We start from the raw sequence: 22,291 nt of genomic DNA, 5'->3' as shown, positions 1-22,291 counted from the left end.
CACATGAAAAAAATTGAAGCCATAATCAAACCGTTCAAACTGGATGATGTACGTGAAGCATTGTCCGATATCGGAGTAACTGGCATGACAGTTTCCGAAGTTAAAGGCTTTGGCAGACAAAAGGGCCATACCGAACTTTATCGTGGTGCTGAGTATGTTGTGGATTTTTTACCGAAAGTAAAAATGGAAATTGTATTGGCAGATGATCAGGTGGATGCCTGTATTGAAGCAATTACCAAAGCCGCGCATACCGGCCGCATCGGCGATGGCAAGATTTTCGTTTCACCGTTGGAGCGAGCCATTCGCATCCGTACTGGTGAAGATGGCGAAGCCGCTATCTAAACAATCAATTTCAAAGATGACGCTGTTAATCTACCAGCGTCGTCTTACGTACCTCTGCTACCCCTGGATGTCCCGGGTAGTTTGCCTCGAGAACGCGTAAAGCATCTTCTGATAAATCATTTAGTTCCAGGATCTTATAGGCTTTTGCCATTACCACCAGAGCATCGGGCATGGCCGGAGTTCGTGGATAATTCTCAATAACATATTTAGCGCGATTGGCCGCTGCCAGGTAGGAAGCTCGGCGCATGTAATAGCTTGCAACGTGCAATTCATGTTGTGCCAGACGATTTCGCAGATACACTACACGTTGAGCTGCATCATCACTGTAGCGGCTGGTGGGAAAGCGGTTGACCAGCGTAGTAAAGTCACGCAGTGCCTGTAATGCTGACCCAGGATCCCGTTGAGTCTCATCGCGAGGAATGTATTTTTCCAGAATGCCCATATCACGGTTAAAGTTAATCAGACCACGCAGATACATTGCATAATCAATGTTTTCGTTAAGTGGATACACTCGCATAAAGCGGTCTAGGGTGGCGATAGCCGTTTCAGGCTCGTCTGTTTTGTAATACGCATAAGCTGAATCCAGTAAAGCTTGCTGCGCATACTCACCAAACGGAAAGCGTGCTTCAAGTTGTTCGTAATATTCGATTGCTGTTCGGTAATCATTAATATTCAGAGCGGCTTTAGCTTCGGCATAAACGCGCTCTACTGTCCAGCTTTCTTCAGCAACCACCGGGTCTCTACCTGAAAAGAAGGAACACGCGGTAAGTGTGAGCAACAGGAACAACGGCAGAATGTATTTCATCATTGGCTTCTATCTGTATCAAAACAAAAAAATCACAGCCTGAGATTGTAGACTGTTTAGGCGGGCAAAGCATCACTAGGGTCTGTTAATCTTTCATAACCACCACTGCTGGAGGCTATTTTTTTTGTCCAACAAGGCGGTAATGATGCGATGTAGTCATTCTACATAAGTCATTTCCAACACAGTAGGGCGGAAAAATAGCACCAGCCCTTCGGGTTGAGGCTTTTTATTCGTCCAGCAAGACCAGTAGTAACAGTTTTCGCGGAACATTGTACAATAGCCGCTGTTTATTCACTCTTAACTCTATAGGTTTTTAATGATTAGTCGTTTATTTATCGGTTTGGCGAGCGGTTTGTTGATGCTGCCAGTCGGCGCTACAACGTTTGAATTGGCTGATGAAGAAGCGCGTGTCATTGGGCACAATCTTATTGTCTACAGCCGACATGAAGATACGTTACTGGATATTGGTCGTAAATTTGATATGGGTTATACCGACATGGTGGAGGCTAATCCAAATCTGGACCCGTGGTTACCCGGTGATAATCAACCGGTATTAATTCCCAACCGTTTTATTATTCCAGACGCGCCGAGAAAAGGTGTGGTCATTAATATTCCGGAAATGCGCTTATATTATTTCCTACCCAAAAAAGGTGATCAATTACAAAGAATAGTGACGCACCCCATCGGCATTGGTCGCGAAGGTCGTGATACTCCCTTAGGTAAATTATCGATAATTCAGAAACGTGAAAATCCTTCATGGACACCGCCAGAATCAGTGCGTAAAGAGCATGCTGCAGCTGGTGATATCCTGCCGGCGGTAGTGCCGCCTGGTCCTGATAATCCGCTGGGTACACGGGCAATGCGTTTGTCCAACCCAAGCTATCTGATTCATGGAACGGCTAAACCCTATGGTGTCGGGTTACGTGTGAGTAGCGGCTGTATCCGTTTGTACCCGGAAGACGTCGAGCATTTATACAGCTTAGTATCCTTAAACACTCAGGTGAATATAATTCATCAACAATATAAAGCTGCAGTAGCAAATGGAAAGCTATTCCTTGAAGCACAAAAGCCTATACCTGAAATGTATGACGGGGTAAGCGGTAATATGACACCGATGGTGATGGCCGTGTTGAATGCACAGGATACCGTCTTATCAGAGCAGGACTGGCCGTTTGCTGAAGAGGTGGTAATGACCTCGAACGGAGTGGTCAAACAACTTAATCAGCAGGAAGAAAAGATCGTTGATAATGTCTGGTTTGTTCACGGCGGCTTAAAGCTGGAAACCGGAGCAAAAATGCGTAAGGCATTAGAAGATTTAAATATGCAGGACAAATTTTGGCCATTGCAAAATAAGGCTGTAGATGAAGTGGTGGTCGGTCCATTTGATACATTAGAAGCTGCGCGTGAAGCGGCAGATAAAATTTCGGCTGCTGCAGGTATTCCTGTTTGGCCTGCGCATTTATCGGAAGAAATGTTTTAAATAAAGCTACAAACTGCACAACCAAAAAAGCCGGGATAAATCCCGGCTTTTCTGTTTTTAAGCTTAGAAAAAATAATTGTTTAAATTATTTGCTCATTGCTTTTTCGAACATACGATCAATTTTTGCACAGCAAGCATCAACTTGTGCTTGTGCATCTTCAGCCGCTTTTTGTGCATTCATTGCAGCCAATTCAGCGTCAGAAGCAGTACGTTGTGCAGTATCAGCAGTACTTTGCGCGTTGCGAGCTGCAACTAAAGCAGAATCAGCTGTAGATTGTGCAGATTCAACTGAACCTTTTAATGCTTCCATTTCAGCAGTGTTTGCACATGCAGTCAGTAATGCCAAAGGCAAGATAACGGCGCCCAGTTTAGCTAATGATTTCATTTGTATCTCCTTAAAGTGTACTAGGGTTGGTAGCATTTCCATTTCGTTTGTAAATGCAAGCCTGATAAAAGGCTAGCAGGAAATATTTATGCTGTCTATTGCCACAAATTTAAACTGCGAACCGGTGGCGATAGTTGGTATAATTATGCTCTCTTTTTTTAGACGGGAATAGTATTTACTATTTCTGTCGCATTCTTTTTTTTGCTCTGGAAAAATTTGTTCTATGCATCCGATGCTTAATATAGCCGTCCGTGCGGCTCGTCAGGCAGGTAGCCTGATTATGCGCTCTTTACAACACGTCGATCATTTGGAAATTACCGCTAAAGGTTTGAATGATTTTGTCACCGATGTTGACCGCCTTGCGGAACAGGAAATTATTAATACGATTAAAAAGTCCTATCCTGAACACGCAATAATGGCTGAAGAGTCAGGTGAAACAGGACAAAATGATGTTGTCTGGATCATCGATCCGCTGGATGGCACAACAAATTATCTGCATGGTTTTCCGCATTATTGTGTATCAATAGGTGTCATGGTCAAAGGCAGAATTGATCATGCTGTGGTATTCGATCCAATGCGCGATGAACTTTTTACTGCCAGCCGTGGCGAAGGTGCCAAATTGAATGACCGTCGTCTGCGCGTCACAAAACGTAAAGATCTCAATGGGGCATTGATTGCTACCGGCTTCCCTTTCAAATATCCGCAACATATTGATGCTTATATGCAAATGTTTGCCGCGGTTTTCCCTAAGGTGGCGGATATTCGCCGTGCCGGTTCCGCAGCTCTCGATCTGGCATATGTTGCAGCCGGACGAGTCGATGGTTATTGGGAAATAGGCCTGGAAAACTGGGATTTGGCTGCCGGTAAATTGTTGGTTGAAGAAGCGGGTGGTTCGGTAACGAACTTTACCGGTGGTGACAAGGTTTTAGATAAAGGGCACGTTGTTGCGGGCAATTTATCACTCCATGCTCATCTGCAAAAAAGTATTGCCCCGTTTGTGGTGGATAATCTGAAGTGATTGTGGTCCCCAACGGGACATTTTTTAACAGCGCATGCCAGCCATGCCTTAATGAACTGATTTTATGAGTAATAATTCTAGAGATATAAATAAACTACGTAACATAGCCATCATCGCGCATGTTGACCATGGTAAAACAACCCTGGTCGATCAGTTGCTGCGTCAGTCCGGTACCTTCAGTGAACATGAAGAGTTGCAGGAAAGGGTAATGGACTCTAATGATTTGGAACGTGAGCGTGGTATTACCATCCTTTCCAAAAATACAGCCATCCGCTGGAATGACTACCGTATCAATATTGTGGATACACCAGGCCATGCCGATTTCGGTGGCGAAGTTGAACGTGTTCTGTCGATGGTGGATTCAGTGTTGTTGCTGGTCGACTCTTCAGAAGGTCCGATGCCGCAAACGCGCTTCGTGACTCAAAAAGCGTTGGCGTTAGGTCTTAAACCGATTGTCGTCATCAATAAGATTGATAAACCAAGTGCTCGTCCAGGTTGGGTTTTGGATCAAACATTTGATCTGTTCGCCAATCTGGATGCGACCGATGAACAATTGGATTTTGATGTAATTTACGCCTCTGGATTGAACGGTTTTGCCGGTATGGAAGATACAGTTCGTGAAGGTGATATGACGCCTTTATTCCAACTGGTTGTGGATAGAGTGAGTCCTCCTGCGGTTGACCCTGAAGGTCCTTTCCGTATGCAGGTTACCTCACTTGATTACAATAGCTATGTGGGTGTTATCGGTATCGGCCGTATCGAGCGCGGTAAAGTGAAAACTAATATGCCGGTTACCGTAATTGATCCTGAAGGCAAAAAACGCAATGGTCGCGTTATGCAGGTTATGGGCTTTATGGGTCTCCGCCGTGAGGAAGTAGAAGAAGCGCATGCAGGCGACATTATTGCTTTTACCGGTCTGGACCCACTGAATATTTCTGATACATTATGTGACCCAAGTGCTGTTGAAGCATTACCACCGCTAAGTGTGGACGAACCTACCGTCACCATGACTTTTCAGGTCAACAACTCCCCGTTTGCCGGTAAAGAAGGTAAGTTTGTTACTACCCGACAAATCCGTGAACGTCTGGATCGTGAGTTAATCCATAATGTGGCCTTAAAAGTCGAACAGTTGGTAGAAGATCCGGATAAATTCCGTGTTTCAGGTCGTGGCGAATTACATCTTTCAGTCTTGATTGAAAATATGCGTCGCGAAGGTTTTGAAATGGGGGTTTCACGTCCAGAAGTGATTATTCGTGAAATCAATGGTAATAAAGAAGAGCCATACGAAGCGGTAACCATTGATGTTGAAGATACACATCAAGGTACCGTGATGGAAAAAATGGGTACCCGCGGTGGTGAATTGAAAGATATGGCACCTGATGGCAAAGGTCGTGTTCGTCTCGACTTTATTATTCCGTCACGTGGTTTGATTGGCTTTCGTACCGAATTTTTGACCGCTACACAGGGTACAGGATTAATTTACAGCGTATTTGATCATTATGCCCCAGTGAAACCGGGCACCTTTGGTAAACGTCAAAATGGCGTGTTAATTGCCAATGGCGTTGGTAAAGCAGTTGCCTTTGCTATCTTTAATTTGCAGGAGCGTGGCCGTATGTTTGTTGGCCATGGTGATGAAGTTTATGAAGGTATGGTTATCGGTATTCATTCACGCGATAACGATTTGGTGGTTAATGCCCTGAAAGGTAAACAGCTAACCAACGTTCGTGCTTCTGGTACGGATGAAGCAATTGCTCTGGTACCGCCAATTCGTATGAGTTTGGAACAGGCGCTGGAATTTATCGGTGAAGATGAATTGCTGGAAGTCACGCCTAAATCCATCAGAGTACGGAAAAAACTTCTGCTGGAACATGAGCGCAAGCGTGCTTCACGTGGCTAGTTGTATCGCCAACTGAACAAGAAAGGGTATCCTATATCGGATGCCCTTTTTTTTGAGGTAAAACATGCGAATTTTAATCCTGCTGGCGATAGGCCTGTTGTTATATCTAATCTTTCGGAATTTATACCGGCGGATAAAAAGTGAAAGACAAATCGAACAAGCCGAAAAAATGGTGCGCTGTGAACAATGTGGTTTGCATTTGCTGGAACAGGAAGCCATTCAGAAAAATCAGCATTATTTTTGTACTACAGAGCATCTTGAGGCTTATCAGCAACAAAAATAATGGCTGGCGAATACTTTACCACCAGTAAATCAGAGCAGGATCAGGCTTCCTGGCGTGCTCTGACTTTATTTTCCGGCTACCGCTTATTTCTCGCAGCGATTCTGTTTGTTGTTTTTTATCTGGAGTTAGCCCCAGATTTCATTGGTAATAAATACCCCTTATTACATCACTTTGTCAGCCTGAGTTATCTGATGGTCGCTGTATTGCTGATGATATTTGCCAGTCGACACTGGGGGATATTTGTCACGCAATGCAGCATTCAGCTGATTATCGATATCATTGCGCTGGCATTAATTATTCATGCTGCGGGCGGCTTACAAAGTGGATTGGGTGCATTACTGGTTGTGGTCGTGGTTGCCGGTGGTGCTTTAATACCAGGCCGTTTGGCGGTATTTATTGCGGCTATAGCCACATTATCGGTTTTGCTTGAAGCCGTTTATGCGGAATTGATTGGACTTGGTCAAAGCCATTTTGCCCAAGCCGGAATGTTGGGGGCGATATTTTTTATTACCGCCGTTTTAGCGCAGTTACTTTCCCGAACCATGCAGCGATCGCAGTTACTGGCGGAGCAGCAGGCTCTGGATCTGAATAAGCTGGCGAGCCTGAATCAACACATTATCAGTCGCATGCAGGTCGCTGTATTAGTGTTGGATGAGCAGGGCAGGGTGTCTCTTTGTAATCAGTCAGCCTCCCAGTTTATGGGAATCGAAAACGTCCCTTCACAATTTTTACTGAAACAGTATATTCCTGAGTTGGCAGAACAAATCTGGCGCTGGAAGCAGCATCTACCCGATCCGTTTGAACCTTTTCATGCCCGGGCTGATTTACCTGAACTACTGGCTCGTGCAACCCAGTTGGATTCAGGTGAAGTTCTGGTATTTATTGAAAATACCACAGCAATGGCACAACAGGCACAGCAATTAAAATTAGCCTCGTTAGGACGCTTAACAGCCAGTATTGCTCATGAGATCCGCAATCCATTAAGCGCTATCAGTCATGCCAGTGAGTTGCTGGCCGAATCCCTGCGCGATGATGATTCTGTAAGCAAACTGACCGGAATTATCCAACGGCATAGTGTTCGGATGAACAACATCATTGAAACCATTCTGGAAATGAGCCGACGCAAAAATGTCGAGCCAACTGTGGTGGTTTTAAGCCCCTGGCTGGAAAAGCTGGTGGATGAATATTGTGAAATTAAACATATCCCGTCTCAGCAAATAGTACTGACCTCATCAGCACCTTTGGCCCGCATCTGCACCGATGAAGAGCAATTACATCAGGTAATATGGAATTTGATTGATAATGCATGGCACTATGCGGATAAAGAACAGGAACTGCCCATTGAAATCCGTATTACTCAGCAATCTGAAGATATTCATATAGATGTGATTGATAACGGTGCAGGTGTGAGTCCTCAAGCCATGGAACATCTGTTTGAACCATTTCATTCAGAACGCACTGGTGGCACCGGTTTGGGGTTGTATCTGGCCCGGGAGCTATGTCAGGCCAATGGCGCAAGATTAAGTTACCTGCCGGAGTTTGGCAGCTGTTTTAGAATTAGTTTTCCACTGCAAAGACAAGAGTTTATCCAATGAACCCACAAGCATTGATTGTCGATGATGAGCCGGACATTCTCGATTTACTGTCCATGACGTTGTCAGGCATGTCGATAGACTGTGTTACTGCAGAGAGCATCGCTGAAGCAGAAAGACTTTTGGCACAGCAATCGTTTGATTTATGTTTTACCGATATGCGATTACCCGATGGTGATGGCTTAGAGCTGGTGAAAAAAATACAGATCAGTCATCCGGAATTACCAATTGCCGTGATTACCGCGTATGGCAATATGGATTTAGCGGTCACTGCATTAAAATCCGGCGCGTTTGATTTTGTTTCTAAGCCATTGAAACTACAGGTTTTACGTGAGCTTGTGGATGCGGCTTTAAAGTTGTCACCCAATCGGCCACATAAAATTGACCGGCGTTCACGTGATCGTTTATTGGGTGAAACCGAATTGATGCGTGAATTACGAGGCAAGGTAGCTAAACTGGCTCGCAGTCAGGCCCCTGTTTATATCAGTGGTGAGTCAGGGACAGGTAAGGAGTTGGTTGCCCGATTGATTCATGATCTCGGCGCACGATCGGATAAAGCGTTTGTTCCGGTAAACTGTGGGGCGATACCTAACGAACTGGTAGAGAGTGAGTTTTTCGGTCATAAAAAAGGCGCCTTTACCGGCGCAGTTGCTGATAAACAGGGATTATTTCAGCATGCTCATGGTGGCACGTTATTTCTGGATGAAGTTGCTGATTTGCCCTTGATGATGCAGGTAAAACTGTTACGGGCTATTCAGGAAAAGGCTATTCGCCAGGTAGGGGGGCATGAAGAGATAAATGTGGATGTCCGAATCCTCTCGGCAACACATAAAAACCTGGCAGAGTGCGTCGATAAAGGCACTTTCCGCCAGGATTTGTTTTACCGATTGAATGTGATTGAATTGCAGGTGCCGCCATTACGGGAACGCAAAGCCGATATTTCAATTTTAGCAGAGCATATTCTGCTGAAACTGGCAGGCAAAACCCAATCAGAGGTTACCGCGCTTACACCGGAAGCCCTTGCCTCATTAGAACAATATCCTTTCCCGGGAAATGTACGTGAACTGGAAAACACGCTTGAGCGTGCGTTGACCTGGGCCGAGGGAACCCAGATAACAGCAGAAGACCTGATGTTGCCAGTGAACAATCAGATAAACCAACTTGTTCCACAGACATCAGAGCTATCGATACCTGTGTTGAATCAGGATCTGGAAACGCATCTGGAAGAGCAGGAGCGGGCCATTATTGAAAAAGCACTCAATGAGACCCGCTGGAATAAAACAGCTGCTGCCAAACGGCTTGGAATTACATTCCGGGCTTTACGTTACAAACTTAAAAAGCTGGACTTGGACTAANNAATGAGACCCGCTGGAATAAAACAGCTGCTGCCAAACGGCTTGGAATTACATTCCGGGCTTTACGTTACAAACTTAAAAAGCTGGACTTGGACTAAGAGATAAACAAGCCCTAAACGTAAGCCTGCACCGATTCAATGCCGCTACCATCATTCAAATACAAATCCTGATTGGCTCCATCCAGCTTTAAACTGAGCTGCAGAAATAACTGGTTTTCATCGCCGTGGATAGCATTAACAACATGGCCAATCACCGCTTTTTCGTTATCAACAATGGTCTCACCAATTTCAGGCACAGTATCTGTTTTGGCTATAGCCTGAAACAAACGACGTTTGGGTTCCCCAAGATAATGCAAACGCGCGACCACTTCCTGTCCCGGGTAACAGCCTTTACGGAAACTCACACCACCGATTAAATCCAGGTTCAGCTGTTGTGCGGTAAACAGCTCGCGACTTGATGGAAAAATTACCGGAACTCCGCTTTCAATCTCAGTGATAAACCAGCTGGCTTCTGCAGCAAGTTGCCAGCCTTTGCTCATCAGATCTTCCAAATCAGAAGTTATCTGGTCAGCTGTGGCAATCAGCAGAGCGCGAGATTGTGAAGGTAAAGGGATTGCTGATGTCGATGGATCGTTACCCTGCAGCCCGCATACTTGTAGAGTTTCGCTGCAGTCTTCAATCTCAACTTTGCTGCGTAATTTGAACATTTGCAGCCGCTGTGCCAGAAAAGCACATTGGCTCTCAGGTAATACCAGCTGATAACCGTGCTCTGTTTTAACCAGCAGAAAAAGTGCCAGCAAACGACCTTTGGGATTACACATAGCCGTAATCTGCGAAGCTTGTTGTTCCAGTTGCTTGACATCATTGGTCAGTAGATTTTGCAAAAAGTCGGCAGCTTCTTCACCCGTTACCGTTATTACGCCATAACTAGGTAATGGAATCAGGTAATGGTTTTCATCATTTCTGCTTGCTAATGGAGCTGATGCCTGTTGTTGCAAAATGGATTGATAGTCAGCGGTCATGAATTTACTCTTTAGCTTATAGGATTAGTAACGTGTAATTGTAACAGGCCCTCAGTTTGGGAGAACAAGGATGAAGACGCAGGAAAAAGGATTTTATCTGCCATTAGGGCGGTCACGATATTTGCTTAGTTACAGCCTGTTGGCGCATATGCTGGCAGTAATCAGCATATTTTTAATAAACATCAGCTCAGTTGTGAAAATATTGTTTATTTCAGGAATTTTTATAAATCAGTTTTTTCATATCAGTCGCTTGGGTTATCTCCGGGAATATAAGAAACGGCCTGTTACGCTTATAAACGCCATGAATGAATATTGGCAGATAGGCTATGCCGACAGTTCAAAAACGTCTGATTTATTACTCGAATCAGCCTGGGTCAACCGTTTCGCCGTCATTATCCATTTCAAACCATTTAACAAAAAACGTCTTTCAATTCTTATTCTGAAAGATTCGGTTGAGCAGGAACAGTTTCGACAATTATGCGTGCGGCTCAGGTTGGCTTTTTTCCAGCAATAATACTGTTACTGGCGGTTATGTCCGATGTTTCCGGATAATCAAGCGTGTAATGCAGCCCACGACTTTCCTTGCGCTGCAGTGCTGATTCAATAATCAACTCCGCCACATCAGCCAGATTACGTAATTCGAGCAAATCATTACTGATATGGTGCTGACTGTAAAACTCATCAATTTCCTGTTGTAACAGGTACAAACGCTGGCGGGCGCGATTAAGTCGCTGAGTACTGCGAACAATGCCTACGTAATCCCACATGAAACGACGTAGTTCATCCCAGTTATGGCTTATCGCAACAGCCTCCTTGGCAGGGTGCACACGGCTTTCGTCCCAATGCGGAATATCATCAGGCATTGTTATTTTGGGTCGATTCAAAATGTCGCGTGCTGCTGCATCGGCAAATACCAGACATTCCAGTAATGAATTACTGGCCATTCGATTGGCACCATGCAAACCGGTATGAGCAGTTTCGCCTATCGCATACAGACCATCAATATCTGTTCTTCCTCGCATATCGGTCATAACGCCGCCACAGGTGTAATGTGCCGCAGGTACCACCGGAATCGGTTCTTTCGCCATATCCACACCGAACTTTAGGCAGCGTTTATAGATAGTAGGAAAATGCGTGGTAATAAATTCTTTGGACTGATGACTGATATCGAGATAAACACAATCCTGACCGAGACGTTTCATTTCATGATCTATTGCGCGTGCCACTATATCTCTTGGCGCCAGTTCAGCCTGAGGGTGAAACGCCGGCATAAACCGTGTGCCATCAGCTAATTTTAATGTGGCACCTTCACCGCGCAAAGCTTCAGAAATTAGAAAAGATTTGGCTTTAGGATGAAATAAGCAGGTTGGGTGAAACTGGATAAATTCCATATTGGCGATTCGACAGCCGGCACGCCAGCCCATGGCAATTCCATCGCCGGTCGATACGTCTGGATTACTGGTATATAAATACACTTTTCCGGCACCTCCCGTGGCGAGCACAGTGACAGGGGCCAAAAAGGTTTTGGGTTGATCTTTTTTGATATCCAGCACATAACAGCCCAGGCAACTATTCTCTTCAGTGGCAAGATGTTTGTGCGCAGTAATCAGATCAATACCGATATGATAAGGAAATAACGAAATATTCGGATGCGCCTTGGCTTTATCCAGCAGAGTTGTTTCCACCGCCCGACCGGTTGCATCAGCCGAATGAATCACCCGTCGATGACTGTGACCACCTTCCTGAGTCAGATGATAAGTCTCGGTGGTCATATCATCTCGGGTAAAAGAAACACCCTGTTCAATCAGCCACTCGACACTTTCCCGCGCATGTTCAACGGTAAAACGTACGACATCTTCATCGCATAATCCGCCGCCTGCGCGCAAAGTATCATCAATATGGGATTGCAAAGAATCGGCTTTATCGAGTACAACTGATATGCCGCCTTGAGCATAAAGCGAAGCACCTTCCTCAAGCTGGCTTTTGGATAGAACGGCAACACGGGCCTTGTCTGCCATCTTTAAAGCCAGGGTCAGACCTGCTGTTCCGCTGCCGATAATCAGCAGATCAAAATGATGAGTTGTCGTCATGGGTCCTGTTAAAGGTAGAATGCCAACAATTATTGTGCACTGATTGTGGAACAAAAATAAATGACATTGGTCAATCTAGCATTAAACAGAAATTGTCTCCGGCTTGTCGGAGTAGGCCGGATAAATAAATGAACGTGGATCAGGAATTAGTTCAGCGGGTACAGGCGGGCGACAAAAAGGCGTTTGATCTGCTGATAATGAAGTACCAACAGCGAATCATACATGTGATAACCGGATTTGTGCATGACCCAGTTGAAGCAATGGATGTAGCGCAGGAAGCTTTTATTAAAGCTTATCGTGCGTTGCCGAACTTTCGCGGGGACAGTGCGTTCTATACGTGGCTTTATCGTATCGCTATCAATACCTCTAAAAATCATCTTACTGCCAGTTCGCGTCGACCACCTATGAGTGATGTCGATGCTATGGATGCAACAAATTATTACGATGCACCCGAACTTAAGGAATTTGAGACCCCTGAAAACAGTCTCATGTGTGTAGAGTTGGAAGAGGCTATCCAGCAAGCAATTGAAGATTTGCCGGAAGATACCGCTACAGCTATCAAGTTGCGAGAATTTGAAGGTATGAGTTACGAAGAAATCGCGGAAGCGATGGACTGTCCGATTGGTACCGTCCGTTCAAGAATATTCAGGGCTAGGGAAGCTATCGATAAACAAGTTAAGTCAGTGATGGGTGAAGAGGAATAACAATGGCAATTAATCATCTCGAATTAGTGTCTGCTTTGGTTGATGGCCAGCTGACCGGTAGTGAACTCGAACAGGCGTTGGAATTAATTAACAATGATAGCGGCGCCCGCGAAGCATTTATGCGATTCCAGCAGGCAAGCGATATCCTGCATGGATATACGCGTAGCATTACACAAGCACCGTTAGAGCTAACATCGCGCATTTCTGCTGCGCTGGCGGCTGAACCGGTTTATTCAATTGATTCTCAAAATAAATCAACCGCAAAATTATTACGTTTTCCTAAAAACTTCTGGAAACAAGCAACAGGTCTGGCGATGGCTGCCTCCGTGGGGGCACTTGCAGTGGTCGGCGTTTTTCAGCAACAAAACGGATTCGACAATTTGCCCGTAGCCAGCGTAGTGGCGAATGAATCACCAGCGACGCTGGTTAGTCAATCAAATCGCTGGACAGTCGCTGAACCGGAAATTGAAGACAGGCTCAATAATTATCTGGTGGATCATAATGAATATGTCGGCACATCAGGCATGTTTTCTTACGGTCGTGTCGTTTCTTATGGCACGGAGCAATAAGAATGTTCCAGCGATTTCGTTTTTGCGTTGCATTGCTGGTGTTATTTGTTCCAGTAGTTCAGGCAGAATCCGCTTCGATAGAATTACTCGAGCGAATGAGCCAGGCAGCAAAGCAACTCAACTATGAAGGCGTTTTTGCCTACCAAAGCGGTAATACTTTTCAGTCAGTGCGTATTTATCATCGTAATGATAATGGCAATGAATCTGAAAGACTGGTTTCACTTAATGGTTCAGCTCGTGAAGTCCTCCGTTCAAATGATACGGTTACCTGCATCAATCCTGACGGGAAGCAGGTTAACGTTAGCCAAAGACCTTTAGGTCGGGGATTTCCCAGTGATCTTCCTCGGAGACTGCGTTCCGCGACTCCGTTTTATGAATTAAAACTGGGTGTAGAAGACCGCATTGCCGGTAAATTAACGCAGCGACTTGATATTAAGCCGGTTGATAGTTATCGATATGGCTATCGACTGTGGATGGATAAAGAAACTGATTTATTACTCAAATCAGAATTAATCGGTGAAAACAATGAGGTATTGGAAACCTTTGAATTTACTGATATCGAAACTGGAATTGAAATAGCAGACGCTGAGCTGGCACCGCAGATGTCGGGCAACGAAATGATTTGGCATCGTACCGAGCCCGGTGAAATGACTACCCAGGATTTAGTGGCTTTTTCTCACTGGCAGGCTAAGTGGTTGCCAGACGGTTTTACATTGGTTGCCCATCAAAACCGCCTGCGTGCTAACAATGGCGCCCATGTTGAGCAGCGGGTCTACAGCGACGGCTTAAGCTCTGTCTCAGTGTTTATAGAAAAAATACGTGCCCAACATAACCATTTTCACGGTGGCTCTCATATGGGGGCAGTAAACGCCTTTGGCAGTGTAATACACGCGCATTTTATAACAGTGGTTGGTGAAGTACCTGCTGTGACAGTCGAAAAAATTGGTGCGGCAATTGAGTATGCTGGTCCGGAACCAAGATGATTGAACAAAAAGCTACTGTTTTACGTTCAGATGAGTCAACTATCTGGTTGCAGGCTGAAAGACAATCCACCTGTGATAAATGCCAGGTGAAAAAAGGCTGTGGTACTGGCCTGTTAAGTGAACATGTAGGACGACGTTTTTCGACGATTGCCGTACCCAAGAGACAAGCTGTAGAACCTGGCCAGAAAATGAATGTCTCTATTCCTGAAGAAGCACTTTTACATGGTGCTTTCATGATGTATCTGTTACCTATTTTGTTTATGTTTATGGGCGCAGTCATCAGTCGGTTTATTTTTGCAAATGAATTGCTGGAAATTATTGGCGGATTGGCTGGTCTGATGTTTGGCTTTTATTGGGTCAAAACTCGACTCAAAAATCAGAAAATAGCCATAGAAACTCAAATCTTAGAGGAAAAATAATGACGCAATACAAAACAACAGGCGCAATGATTATGGCATTGCTTATGTGGTTAATGTTGAGCTCAGCTGTTCAGGCAAGGGGTGGTTTACCCGAGTTTACTGAACTGGTGGCTGAAAATGGCGATGCGGTCGTTAATATAAGTACCACAAGCAAGCCAAAAGAAATGGCCTCATCACAACAACTTCCACCAGGCATGGAAATGCCTGAAGGAACACCATTTGATGATTTTTTTAAACGTTTCTTTGGTGACCCTTCACAACCACGTGCCCCCCAACCAAATTCACTGGGGTCAGGTTTTGTTCTTTCAGAGGATGGATTTATTCTGACAAATCATCACGTTATTAAAGACGCTGATGAAATAATTGTCCGTTTCAGCGATCGTACTGAACTGGTGGCAGAATTATTAGGAAGCGACGAACGCAGTGATGTTGCTTTGTTGAAAGTTGATGCCGAAGGCATGGATCTGAAAGCCGTTAAACTCGGCGACTCCAACGATTTACAAGTTGGCGAGTGGGTGTTGGCAATTGGTTCACCATTTGGATTTGATTATTCGGCTACAGCCGGTATTGTCAGTGCATTGGGTCGTAGCCTGCCAAGTGATAGCTATGTGCCATTTATTCAAACGGACGTAGCAATCAATCCAGGTAACTCTGGAGGTCCCTTATTTAACCTGGATGGTGAGGTTGTTGGTATAAATTCACAAATTTACAGCCGCACTGGTGGATTTATGGGGGTTTCATTCGCTATTCCGGTTGATACTGTGATGAATGTGGTCGAGCAGATTAAAGAGCAAGGCTATGTGAGTCGCGGCTGGTTAGGTGTTGTCATCCAGGATGTTACACGTGAACTGGCAGAATCCTTTGGGTTAAGCAAACCGCGTGGTGCCTTAGTATCCAGAGTTGTTGCTGGAAGTCCTGCAGAGAAAGCTGGGTTCGAAGCGGGTGATGTGATTCTCAAGTTTAATGATCGCATTGTAGATAGTTCATCAGATTTACCGCCAATTGTCGGTCGTACCGAAATCGGTAAAAATTCCACAGCCGAAATCATGCGTAATAACAAAAAAATGACACTCTCGGTGGTCGTGGAAGAATTACCTGAAGATGATCAAGTTGCCAGTGGTACAACGCCTCGTACAGGTGAGTTTCACAATAGTCGGCTGGCAATTGAAGTCACCGACCTGACAGCTGAGCAACGTGCCGAGTTAGGACCTAATCAATCCGGTGTGACAGTCAAGAAAATTGAATCAGGCCCAGCGGCACAAGCTGGTATTGTCCCTGGAGACATATTGCTGAGCATAAACAATCAAAAGATTGTCGATGCAAAACAATTTATTGATCTGGCTGAACAGTTACCTACCAATAAAGCGATACCGGTCTTGGTTCAGCGTTCTGGTGCATCACAGTTCCTGGCGCTAAAAATTCCAGAATAGATTTTAATAAAATAATTCTGGGTAGATACCTCAAAAGCAGCTGATGGATTCCATCAGCTGCTTTTTTTTTCAATAGATGGACTGAAAAACAAAAATTTCTTATTGAGTGACTTTTGATTTATCATTAATGATAATTATTATCATCTAGATAGAAAGTTTTGTATTACATGTCCAACCAAAATAAAGCCTCCACCAGTATTCTGATTATTGAAGACGATTTGGTGTTGAATCATCAGCTAAAACAGCTGCTGGAAAAACAGTGTTTTATTGTTACTCAGTGTTTTAATGGCGAAGAGGGATTACTTACTGCAGTCCGTGATGATTACGACCTGATTCTGCTTGATATAAGTCTTCCTGAACGAGATGGTTATTCTGTTTTAAATACATTGCGACAAACTCATCAGACGCCTGTCATTATTCTCACCGCCCACGGTGCTGAAGAAGAACGCATTCTGGGTTTTAAAAATGGAGCAGATGATTATTTAGCAAAACCATTTAATTTCACTGAGTTGGTGCTCCGCATTGAGGCAATCATCAGAAGAGCAAGTCCCACCAAACTTCAACATTTGAGTGGATCTGTTTTACAAAACGATGGTTTGATGCTGGATCGGCAGAAACAGCAGGTTTTTTTTCATGAGCATGCGGTGCAGCTGACACCTATCCAGTTCAAATTATTGTGGACACTAATGCAGCACGCTAACCATCTGCTCAGTAAACCACAGCTCTATCGTCTGGTAATGGAACGCGACTTCAGTCGTTATGATCGAAGCCTTGATATGCATATGAGTCGGGTCCGGCGAAAATTAATCGATGTCGGTATGCCGGTTGATCGCCTGCAAACAGTCCATGGGGCTGGCTATATTCTGTTATGAAGCGACGTTTGTTGTGGAAACTGTCCCTGACTATTACGGTCGGCACAATTGCCTTGTTCTGGATAATCCATCATTTGATCCTGCAAACCGAGCAGCATATGAGTTTTATTGATAAACAGGATCAGCAACAGTTAATTGATTATGCAAGACATGCTGAAATGCTTTATCTGCAAGGAGAAGATAAAAAACTGGCAGGTTGGATCAGATATATAAAGCAGCATGAAGACACTTGGGTTGCACTGATCCGTTCACAGCTCACACCACTGGCAGGTAGTGAGATGGATGACTATTTTGTAGAAAATTTTGCATTGGGAAGAGATGTCAGCTGGAAGATCCATCTTTATTTTGCCCAAAATCCAATTATGGATATTACCTTTGCAGATGGTCACACCCATTTCCTGATAAGACTGCCGCAGCGTATGCGTCCCGGAGGCTATTGGACCTACACCAGCCTGTTATTACAAATTGCTTTACCAATGCTATTGCTGGCTATCTTGAGTGTGGTGATTTACCGGCATGTCATGTCCCCATTAAGGCAGCTCGAGACCGCCACTAAGCAATTCAGTGATGGTGATTATCAAGTAAGAGTGCGCGATGACCTTGGCAAACGGAATGATGAAATAGCGGTCTTGGCCAGTACCTTTGACAGTATGGCAGAAAGAATTGGTACACAAATCCAGACGCAACGTCATCTGACATCAGATTTATCTCATGAATTAAGAACACCATTAACGCGCGTTGAACTGGCATTAAGTATTGCTGAACAATCCACTCCAGACGATGAATCACTGCAGCGTATCCGTGATGAATGCCAGCAAATGCGTGAAATGGTGGAAGATGCTTTAACACTTGCATGGTTGGAAAATGAGCGTCCCGCATTACGTAATGAATCTTTGGACCTGACAGATTTGATTGACAGTATTGTGGAGAATGCACGATTTGAATTCCCCGGACAGGTGATTACCCTACAAATACCAGAAACAGCTTATCTGCAGCAAAGCAGTGACCGAGCCTTAGGACATGCGATTGAAAATATCTTACGTAATGCACTTTCGCATACTCCACAACACGGAACTGTCAGCTTATCGCTGAAAAAGTATCCAGACCGTTTTGATCTGCAGATTGATGATCAAGGGCCTGGTGTACCCAGAGAGCACCTGCAGAATATTTTCAAACCGTTTTTTCGTTTAAACACTCTCACTTCCATCGTTCATAAAGGGTTTGGTGTGGGCTTGGCGCTGGCTCGGCGACAAGTTGAAGCTACAGGTGGAAAGTTATGGGCAGAAATAAATGAGCACGGCGGTTTAACAATGATCATGCAATTGCCCTTAACCAAACAAATTTAACAAAACCAGCTACCGGATATTTGTAACAATTGTAAATTTGGTTTTAATCTCCGTTCACACTGACTAGAATGCGAATCTGTTCTATTTGATAATGATTATTATTCGCGAGGTTGATGTGAGTATAAAACGGAGTATTGTAGGTCGTCCGACGATTTTAACATTGGCAATAGCTTATGCTTTATCAGGTCAGGTTGCCTGGGCCGCAGAAAATGAAAGTATCCAGCTCGATACTGTAAAAGTTACTGGTAATACTATTACCCCAGAGACCAATAGCGTCACTGCAGAGCAAATTGAAAAAATTCAAGCAAATGATCTGCAGGATTTATTCAGCCAATCACCAGAAGTTACTATCGGTGGTGGACCGGGTTTTGCTCAAAAACTTTATATCCGTGGTGTAGAGGATCAATTACTCAACATAACTATTGATGGTGCCCAACAGGCAACACGTCAATTCCATCATGCTGGGCGGATCAGCATTGAACCAGAATTACTTAAGCGTGTTGAGGTAAACGCTGGAGCAGGGAATGCGTTATCTGGTCCAGGTGCTTTGGGCGGTTCAGTTAAATTTACTACTAAAGATCCCGAAGATATGTTGAAGCCAGGTGACCAGTTTGGTGGTCTAGTAAAAGGCATGTTTTCCAGCAATACCGATAGCTTTAAAACCAACACCAGCTTATTTGGCCGTCTGACCGATGATTGGAGTGCGATGGTTTCTTATACTCAAGCAGATGTAGATAACTACGAAGATGGTAATGGCGATGAAATGTTGGGCACTGAGGCTGATCAGGAGTATTTGTTTGCTAAAGTGGTCGGTCATTTAACCGATAGCCAGACCCTTCGCCTGAGTTTTGAAAAACGTGAAGATGAAGGTGAAAGATCTCAGCGTCCTCAATGGAGAGTTGCAGGGTTCAATCCGCTTTATCCAATAGAAAGTGAGCGTGAAACCATTACGCTTAACTATACGTTAAATCCCATTAATAACCCTTATCTGGATTTGGCTTTAACCTTATATGATACAGAAACAGAAATGTTTCAAAATGGCCGGTTTGGACCTTTTACCGGTACTGGTGAGAGTACAGGTTTTGATTTACGTAATACGTCCATTTTAGGTATGCATAATGTTACTTATGGGGTGGACTATCGTGAGGATAAGACGATAGCTGATGGCGTAAGCGAAAGTGCTAAGGATGATTCCAAAGTCAAAGGTATTTATATTCAGGACGATATTTACATAACAGACGCATTATTGTTAAGTGGCGGTATGCGGTATGACGATTATGAGTTAGAAAATGAATTTGCTAATACTCAATACAGTGAGGACGATGTAAGTCATAACATTGGTTTGAATTTTCACTTCACAGAAAATTTCAGTGCTTTTGCTTCTTATGCAGAAGCCTTTAAAGGGCCTCTGGCACAAGATGCTTTTAAAGTTGGGTTCACCAGCAACGCCGTTGATTTAAAACCAGAGAAAGCCGAAAATATTGAATTTGGTGTGGCTTATGAATCCATTTCCTGGTTTGGTTCTGCCAAGGCCTACAGAAGTGAAATTCAGGATGTTATCGGGGTTTCTCCGAGCAATAGAAATCTCTTCGATAATATCGGCGATCTGGATTCGGATGGCTATATTCTTGAAGTAGGGCATCGATGGAAAAGTGTAATGGCGCGACTTAGCTATCATTACAATGATGCTGAAGTTGATGGCGTTGAGGCGAATGCCTATGACCACAATGGCATAGCAAATACCGTTCGCGATACAGTAATAGTGTCTATGGACTACCAGTATGATCCGCAATGGAATTTTGGTTGGAATGCCCGGTTTGTAAAAGGGCGTGACAACGTTGAATCTTCATTGGGCGAAGTTGATCAACCCGGTTTTGGTGTACATGATTTATACGTTCAGTGGACCCCGTCAACAACTGAGGATGTTCGAATCGGCCTGGCGCTGCGTAACGTTTTAGACAAGGATTATCTGGATCATTCAAGTGTTGCGAATTATGAAGGAATCCTGAGTGGTTACAACGAACCCGGACGTGATGTTCGTCTGAGCGTGGCCTGGCAATTCTAATTCGCCAAGCAGTCTTCCCCTGAAAATGCTTGATGAGCTTTGGCCGGATGTTGCAATGACATCCGGCTTTTTTTCATATTCAGGTTACCTTTTTTTCTCAATAATATTGCTGGGAGAATATTTCCAGCAAAGTACCAGAGCAAAGATAAATGTCAGCCACTCTGCCAGCGGAAGGGCAATAAGAAACTGTTTGTCTGGTAGCAATGCGACAAATAGTAATAATAAAGCTGCAGGCAGTACTAAGCCCCGAGTTAAAGCAACCAGCATAGATGGCAGCGGCTTTTGCATAGCGGTTAAATACACCGATAACGTGACATTCAGTCCATTGACAACAAATAACGGCCAAACCAACAAAATGAACTGAGCAGATAATTGCTGGCTTTCCACGGCGTCATCCTGCAAAAATAATTGAATCAACCATTCCGGATAAAGAAGCAAAACACTGATTATCGACAGGGATAAGCTCAGTACTATTACCATAGCAGTGATCAAAAAATCTCGAATCCGCTTTGCCTGAGCAGCCCCATGATTTTGGCTGATTAACAAATGCAGAGCATCTGCTATACCATAATAAATCATCAGACTGATGAAAATAAGATAGTTAATCACTGCAAACGCCGCTAAACCACTGACTCCCTGATGGATAATAAGTAGCCAGTTAAGCAATAAAATCACCATACCGCCGGAAAGCTCATTTACAAATTCAGATAGACCGTTGTAAGCGACTTTAACCACTTCCGACCAGTTTCCCGGTCGCAAAAGCAGCCTTAAACGTCTTTTTTTGCTGAGAAAATACGTTGAAAGGATAAGCATCTGTACGATCTGGGCAGCTAGAGTTGCCATAGCCGCACCTTTTAACCCCATTTCCAGGCTGATAATGAATAGCGCATCAAGCGCAATATTTATTAACGCCCCGGCAACCAAAGCGAATGTCCCCAGTTTTTGACGGTTATCCAGTCGAATAAAGTAATACAGGACCATACTGGTCACCTGCAGAACCAGTACAACACAAATAATATGAAAATAAGGCAGAACCAACGTAACCAATTCTTTCGGCGCACCCAATAGCGTTAATATTTGTCGATCCAAAATGAGTGAAAAACTCATAAACAGCAGACTAACGACTAAAATACTTATCAGACATTTACTGAACACGGCAGAAGCTGCTTTGATATTGCTTTGCCCTAAATAACTACCGGCACGAACAGCCCCACCAATAGAAAACATCAGAGCAATCGCAAAAATCAGCGTAAAAAAGGGAATCAACAACGTAATCGCAGCCAGGCCCGCCGAACTGACAAATTGTCCGATGAAAATTCCGTCGACAATGCTGGCAGTGGTGATGGCCAGCAAGCCCAGAATGGAAGGGATGGCAAACCTCAGAAAAGTGGAAATAATCGGACCGTTGAGGACGTAATTATCGGTGTTGCTAGCCTGCATTTGGTTTCCATTTTCAAAGAAGAAAGGTCGGTGAGCGCTCAATGCTAATTATTCTTTTTATTTTAGCGGCGCTCTTTTCACCGGAGCACATCAAAACTATTGATTAATGCGGTATTTATTATCGTTATAACTCAGTTAAGTGCGTATAATACCGGGTCATTTGTCTGATGCGTGTTTCGCGTTGGCAACACATTC

At 44.3% G+C, this 22,291-nt stretch carries 21 protein-coding genes and 1 pseudogene; 17 read left to right on the top strand and 5 right to left on the bottom strand.

The annotated features are described in order from the left end of the window. The first annotated feature begins 3 nt into the window (after window positions 1-3). Entirely contained in the window at window positions 4-342 is a 339-nt protein-coding gene (locus B3M51_RS05060; RefSeq protein WP_292355467.1) for a P-II family nitrogen regulator, read from the top strand. A gap of 25 nt (window positions 343-367) precedes the next feature. Here the strand turns inward: B3M51_RS05060 and B3M51_RS05055 are convergent, their stop codons facing one another. Then, a complete protein-coding gene (locus tag B3M51_RS05055; protein ID WP_292480979.1) occupies window positions 368-1,150 on the bottom strand; it encodes an outer membrane protein assembly factor BamD in 783 nt (260 codons plus the stop codon). Window positions 1,151-1,463: 313 nt separating this feature from the next. Between B3M51_RS05055 and B3M51_RS05050 the strand changes: the two genes are divergently transcribed. Then, the gene (locus tag B3M51_RS05050; RefSeq protein WP_292757275.1) at window positions 1,464-2,627 is read left to right on the top strand and encodes a L,D-transpeptidase family protein; all 1,164 of its coding nucleotides are present in this window, start codon (window positions 1,464-1,466) and stop codon (window positions 2,625-2,627) included. A gap of 85 nt (window positions 2,628-2,712) precedes the next feature. Here the strand turns inward: B3M51_RS05050 and B3M51_RS05045 are convergent, their stop codons facing one another. Continuing rightward, entirely contained in the window at window positions 2,713-3,012 is a 300-nt protein-coding gene (locus tag B3M51_RS05045) for an Lpp/OprI family alanine-zipper lipoprotein (protein ID WP_292480975.1), read from the bottom strand. 223 nt (window positions 3,013-3,235) lie between these two features. On the opposite strand from B3M51_RS05045, the gene suhB reads away from it, so the two are divergent. The 6 genes and pseudogenes from suhB to B3M51_RS14455 form a co-directional block, all read left to right on the top strand. Continuing rightward, window positions 3,236-4,030 carry an inositol-1-monophosphatase gene (gene suhB, locus B3M51_RS05040; RefSeq protein ID WP_292480973.1) on the top strand — a complete coding sequence of 265 codons (795 nt, stop codon included), beginning with the start codon at window positions 3,236-3,238 and terminating at the stop codon, window positions 4,028-4,030. A gap of 64 nt (window positions 4,031-4,094) precedes the next feature. Continuing rightward, on the top strand, window positions 4,095-5,927 hold the full coding sequence (typA, locus tag B3M51_RS05035) for a translational GTPase TypA (RefSeq protein WP_292480971.1): 1,833 nt from the start codon (window positions 4,095-4,097) through the stop codon (window positions 5,925-5,927). A gap of 64 nt (window positions 5,928-5,991) precedes the next feature. Next, a complete protein-coding gene (locus B3M51_RS05030; protein ID WP_292480969.1) occupies window positions 5,992-6,210 on the top strand; it encodes a PP0621 family protein in 219 nt (72 codons plus the stop codon). Beyond that, on the top strand, window positions 6,210-7,805 hold the full coding sequence (locus B3M51_RS05025) for a sensor histidine kinase (protein ID WP_292480967.1): 1,596 nt from the start codon (window positions 6,210-6,212) through the stop codon (window positions 7,803-7,805). Before B3M51_RS05030 ends, B3M51_RS05025 begins: the two co-directional genes overlap by 1 nt. Beyond that, window positions 7,802-9,157, top strand: coding sequence for a sigma-54-dependent transcriptional regulator (locus B3M51_RS05020; protein WP_292480965.1), 1,356 nt, complete (start codon window positions 7,802-7,804; stop codon window positions 9,155-9,157). Before B3M51_RS05025 ends, B3M51_RS05020 begins: the two co-directional genes overlap by 4 nt. Before the next feature lie 17 nt (window positions 9,158-9,174). Further along, a pseudogene (locus B3M51_RS14455) lies at window positions 9,175-9,255 on the top strand (helix-turn-helix domain-containing protein); the annotation flags it as partial. 14 nt (window positions 9,256-9,269) lie between these two features. Here the strand turns inward: B3M51_RS14455 and B3M51_RS05015 are convergent. Further along, window positions 9,270-10,178 carry a YgfZ/GcvT domain-containing protein gene (locus B3M51_RS05015; protein ID WP_292757272.1) on the bottom strand — a complete coding sequence of 303 codons (909 nt, stop codon included), beginning with the start codon at window positions 10,176-10,178 and terminating at the stop codon, window positions 9,270-9,272. A gap of 70 nt (window positions 10,179-10,248) precedes the next feature. Here B3M51_RS05015 and B3M51_RS05010 point away from each other — a divergent pair, with 70 nt between their 5' ends. After that, a complete protein-coding gene (locus B3M51_RS05010) occupies window positions 10,249-10,692 on the top strand; it encodes a protein YgfX (protein WP_292757270.1) in 444 nt (147 codons plus the stop codon). Here the strand turns inward: B3M51_RS05010 and nadB are convergent. After that, window positions 10,667-12,268, bottom strand: a complete 1,602-nt coding sequence (nadB, locus tag B3M51_RS05005; RefSeq protein ID WP_292757268.1) for an L-aspartate oxidase — start codon at window positions 12,266-12,268, stop codon at window positions 10,667-10,669. The two genes, B3M51_RS05010 and nadB, sit on opposite strands and share 26 nt — an antisense overlap. Before the next feature lie 128 nt (window positions 12,269-12,396). Between nadB and rpoE the strand changes: the two genes are divergently transcribed. From rpoE to B3M51_RS04965, 8 genes are all read left to right on the top strand, one after another. Continuing rightward, window positions 12,397-12,972 (top strand): RNA polymerase sigma factor RpoE, encoded by a 576-nt coding sequence (rpoE, locus tag B3M51_RS05000; protein WP_292355489.1) that lies wholly within the window; start codon window positions 12,397-12,399, stop codon window positions 12,970-12,972. Window positions 12,973-12,974: 2 nt separating this feature from the next. Next, on the top strand, window positions 12,975-13,541 hold the full coding sequence (locus B3M51_RS04995) for a sigma-E factor negative regulatory protein (RefSeq protein WP_292757266.1): 567 nt from the start codon (window positions 12,975-12,977) through the stop codon (window positions 13,539-13,541). 2 nt (window positions 13,542-13,543) lie between these two features. Then, entirely contained in the window at window positions 13,544-14,524 is a 981-nt protein-coding gene (locus B3M51_RS04990) for a MucB/RseB C-terminal domain-containing protein (RefSeq protein WP_292757264.1), read from the top strand. After that, complete coding sequence (locus B3M51_RS04985; protein ID WP_292757262.1) at window positions 14,521-14,943, top strand: SoxR reducing system RseC family protein; 423 nt, start codon at window positions 14,521-14,523, stop codon at window positions 14,941-14,943. Before B3M51_RS04990 ends, B3M51_RS04985 begins: the two co-directional genes overlap by 4 nt. Next, window positions 14,943-16,373 (top strand): DegQ family serine endoprotease, encoded by a 1,431-nt coding sequence (locus tag B3M51_RS04980; RefSeq protein WP_292480950.1) that lies wholly within the window; start codon window positions 14,943-14,945, stop codon window positions 16,371-16,373. The genes B3M51_RS04985 and B3M51_RS04980 overlap by 1 nt, the downstream gene beginning before the upstream one ends. A 167-nt stretch (window positions 16,374-16,540) precedes the next feature. Next, window positions 16,541-17,245 (top strand): response regulator transcription factor, encoded by a 705-nt coding sequence (locus B3M51_RS04975; RefSeq protein ID WP_292480948.1) that lies wholly within the window; start codon window positions 16,541-16,543, stop codon window positions 17,243-17,245. Next, a complete protein-coding gene (locus tag B3M51_RS04970) occupies window positions 17,242-18,591 on the top strand; it encodes a HAMP domain-containing sensor histidine kinase (RefSeq protein WP_292757259.1) in 1,350 nt (449 codons plus the stop codon). Before B3M51_RS04975 ends, B3M51_RS04970 begins: the two co-directional genes overlap by 4 nt. Window positions 18,592-18,706: 115 nt before the next feature. Next, window positions 18,707-20,656 (top strand): TonB-dependent receptor domain-containing protein, encoded by a 1,950-nt coding sequence (locus B3M51_RS04965; RefSeq protein WP_292757257.1) that lies wholly within the window; start codon window positions 18,707-18,709, stop codon window positions 20,654-20,656. An 84-nt stretch (window positions 20,657-20,740) separates the two neighbouring features. Here the strand turns inward: B3M51_RS04965 and B3M51_RS04960 are convergent, their stop codons facing one another. Beyond that, window positions 20,741-22,096 carry an MATE family efflux transporter gene (locus B3M51_RS04960; protein WP_292757255.1) on the bottom strand — a complete coding sequence of 452 codons (1,356 nt, stop codon included), beginning with the start codon at window positions 22,094-22,096 and terminating at the stop codon, window positions 20,741-20,743. Between the last annotated feature and the right edge of the window lie 195 nt (window positions 22,097-22,291).

Source organism: Methylophaga sp. UBA2689 (assembly GCA_002354555.1).
GTDB lineage: Bacteria > Pseudomonadota > Gammaproteobacteria > Nitrosococcales > Methylophagaceae > Methylophaga.
This window is presented reverse-complemented; position numbering and strand designations above follow the sequence as displayed.

Bases quoted from the DNA above. Each gene is read 5' to 3' on its own strand.
- B3M51_RS05045 (WP_292480975.1), bottom strand. From the start codon at position 3,012: ATGAAATCATTAGCTAAACTGGGCGCCGTTATCTTGCCTTTGGCATTA.
- rpoE (WP_292355489.1), top strand. From the start codon at position 12,397: ATGAACGTGGATCAGGAATTAGTTCAGCGGGTACAGGCGGGCGACAAA.
- B3M51_RS05060 (WP_292355467.1), top strand. From the start codon at position 4: ATGAAAAAAATTGAAGCCATAATCAAACCGTTCAAACTGGATGATGTA.
- B3M51_RS05030 (WP_292480969.1), top strand. From the start codon at position 5,992: ATGCGAATTTTAATCCTGCTGGCGATAGGCCTGTTGTTATATCTAATC.
- typA (WP_292480971.1), top strand. From the start codon at position 4,095: ATGAGTAATAATTCTAGAGATATAAATAAACTACGTAACATAGCCATC.
- B3M51_RS05020 (WP_292480965.1), top strand. From the start codon at position 7,802: ATGAACCCACAAGCATTGATTGTCGATGATGAGCCGGACATTCTCGAT.
- B3M51_RS05010 (WP_292757270.1), top strand. From the start codon at position 10,249: ATGAAGACGCAGGAAAAAGGATTTTATCTGCCATTAGGGCGGTCACGA.
- B3M51_RS04970 (WP_292757259.1), top strand. From the start codon at position 17,242: ATGAAGCGACGTTTGTTGTGGAAACTGTCCCTGACTATTACGGTCGGC.
- B3M51_RS05055 (WP_292480979.1), bottom strand. From the start codon at position 1,150: ATGATGAAATACATTCTGCCGTTGTTCCTGTTGCTCACACTTACCGCG.
- B3M51_RS05050 (WP_292757275.1), top strand. From the start codon at position 1,464: ATGATTAGTCGTTTATTTATCGGTTTGGCGAGCGGTTTGTTGATGCTG.
- B3M51_RS04985 (WP_292757262.1), top strand. From the start codon at position 14,521: ATGATTGAACAAAAAGCTACTGTTTTACGTTCAGATGAGTCAACTATC.
- B3M51_RS05025 (WP_292480967.1), top strand. From the start codon at position 6,210: ATGGCTGGCGAATACTTTACCACCAGTAAATCAGAGCAGGATCAGGCT.
- B3M51_RS04960 (WP_292757255.1), bottom strand. From the start codon at position 22,096: ATGCAGGCTAGCAACACCGATAATTACGTCCTCAACGGTCCGATTATT.
- B3M51_RS04995 (WP_292757266.1), top strand. From the start codon at position 12,975: ATGGCAATTAATCATCTCGAATTAGTGTCTGCTTTGGTTGATGGCCAG.
- B3M51_RS04975 (WP_292480948.1), top strand. From the start codon at position 16,541: ATGTCCAACCAAAATAAAGCCTCCACCAGTATTCTGATTATTGAAGAC.
- suhB (WP_292480973.1), top strand. From the start codon at position 3,236: ATGCATCCGATGCTTAATATAGCCGTCCGTGCGGCTCGTCAGGCAGGT.
- B3M51_RS05015 (WP_292757272.1), bottom strand. From the start codon at position 10,178: ATGACCGCTGACTATCAATCCATTTTGCAACAACAGGCATCAGCTCCA.
- nadB (WP_292757268.1), bottom strand. From the start codon at position 12,268: ATGACGACAACTCATCATTTTGATCTGCTGATTATCGGCAGCGGAACA.
- B3M51_RS04990 (WP_292757264.1), top strand. From the start codon at position 13,544: ATGTTCCAGCGATTTCGTTTTTGCGTTGCATTGCTGGTGTTATTTGTT.
- B3M51_RS04980 (WP_292480950.1), top strand. From the start codon at position 14,943: ATGACGCAATACAAAACAACAGGCGCAATGATTATGGCATTGCTTATG.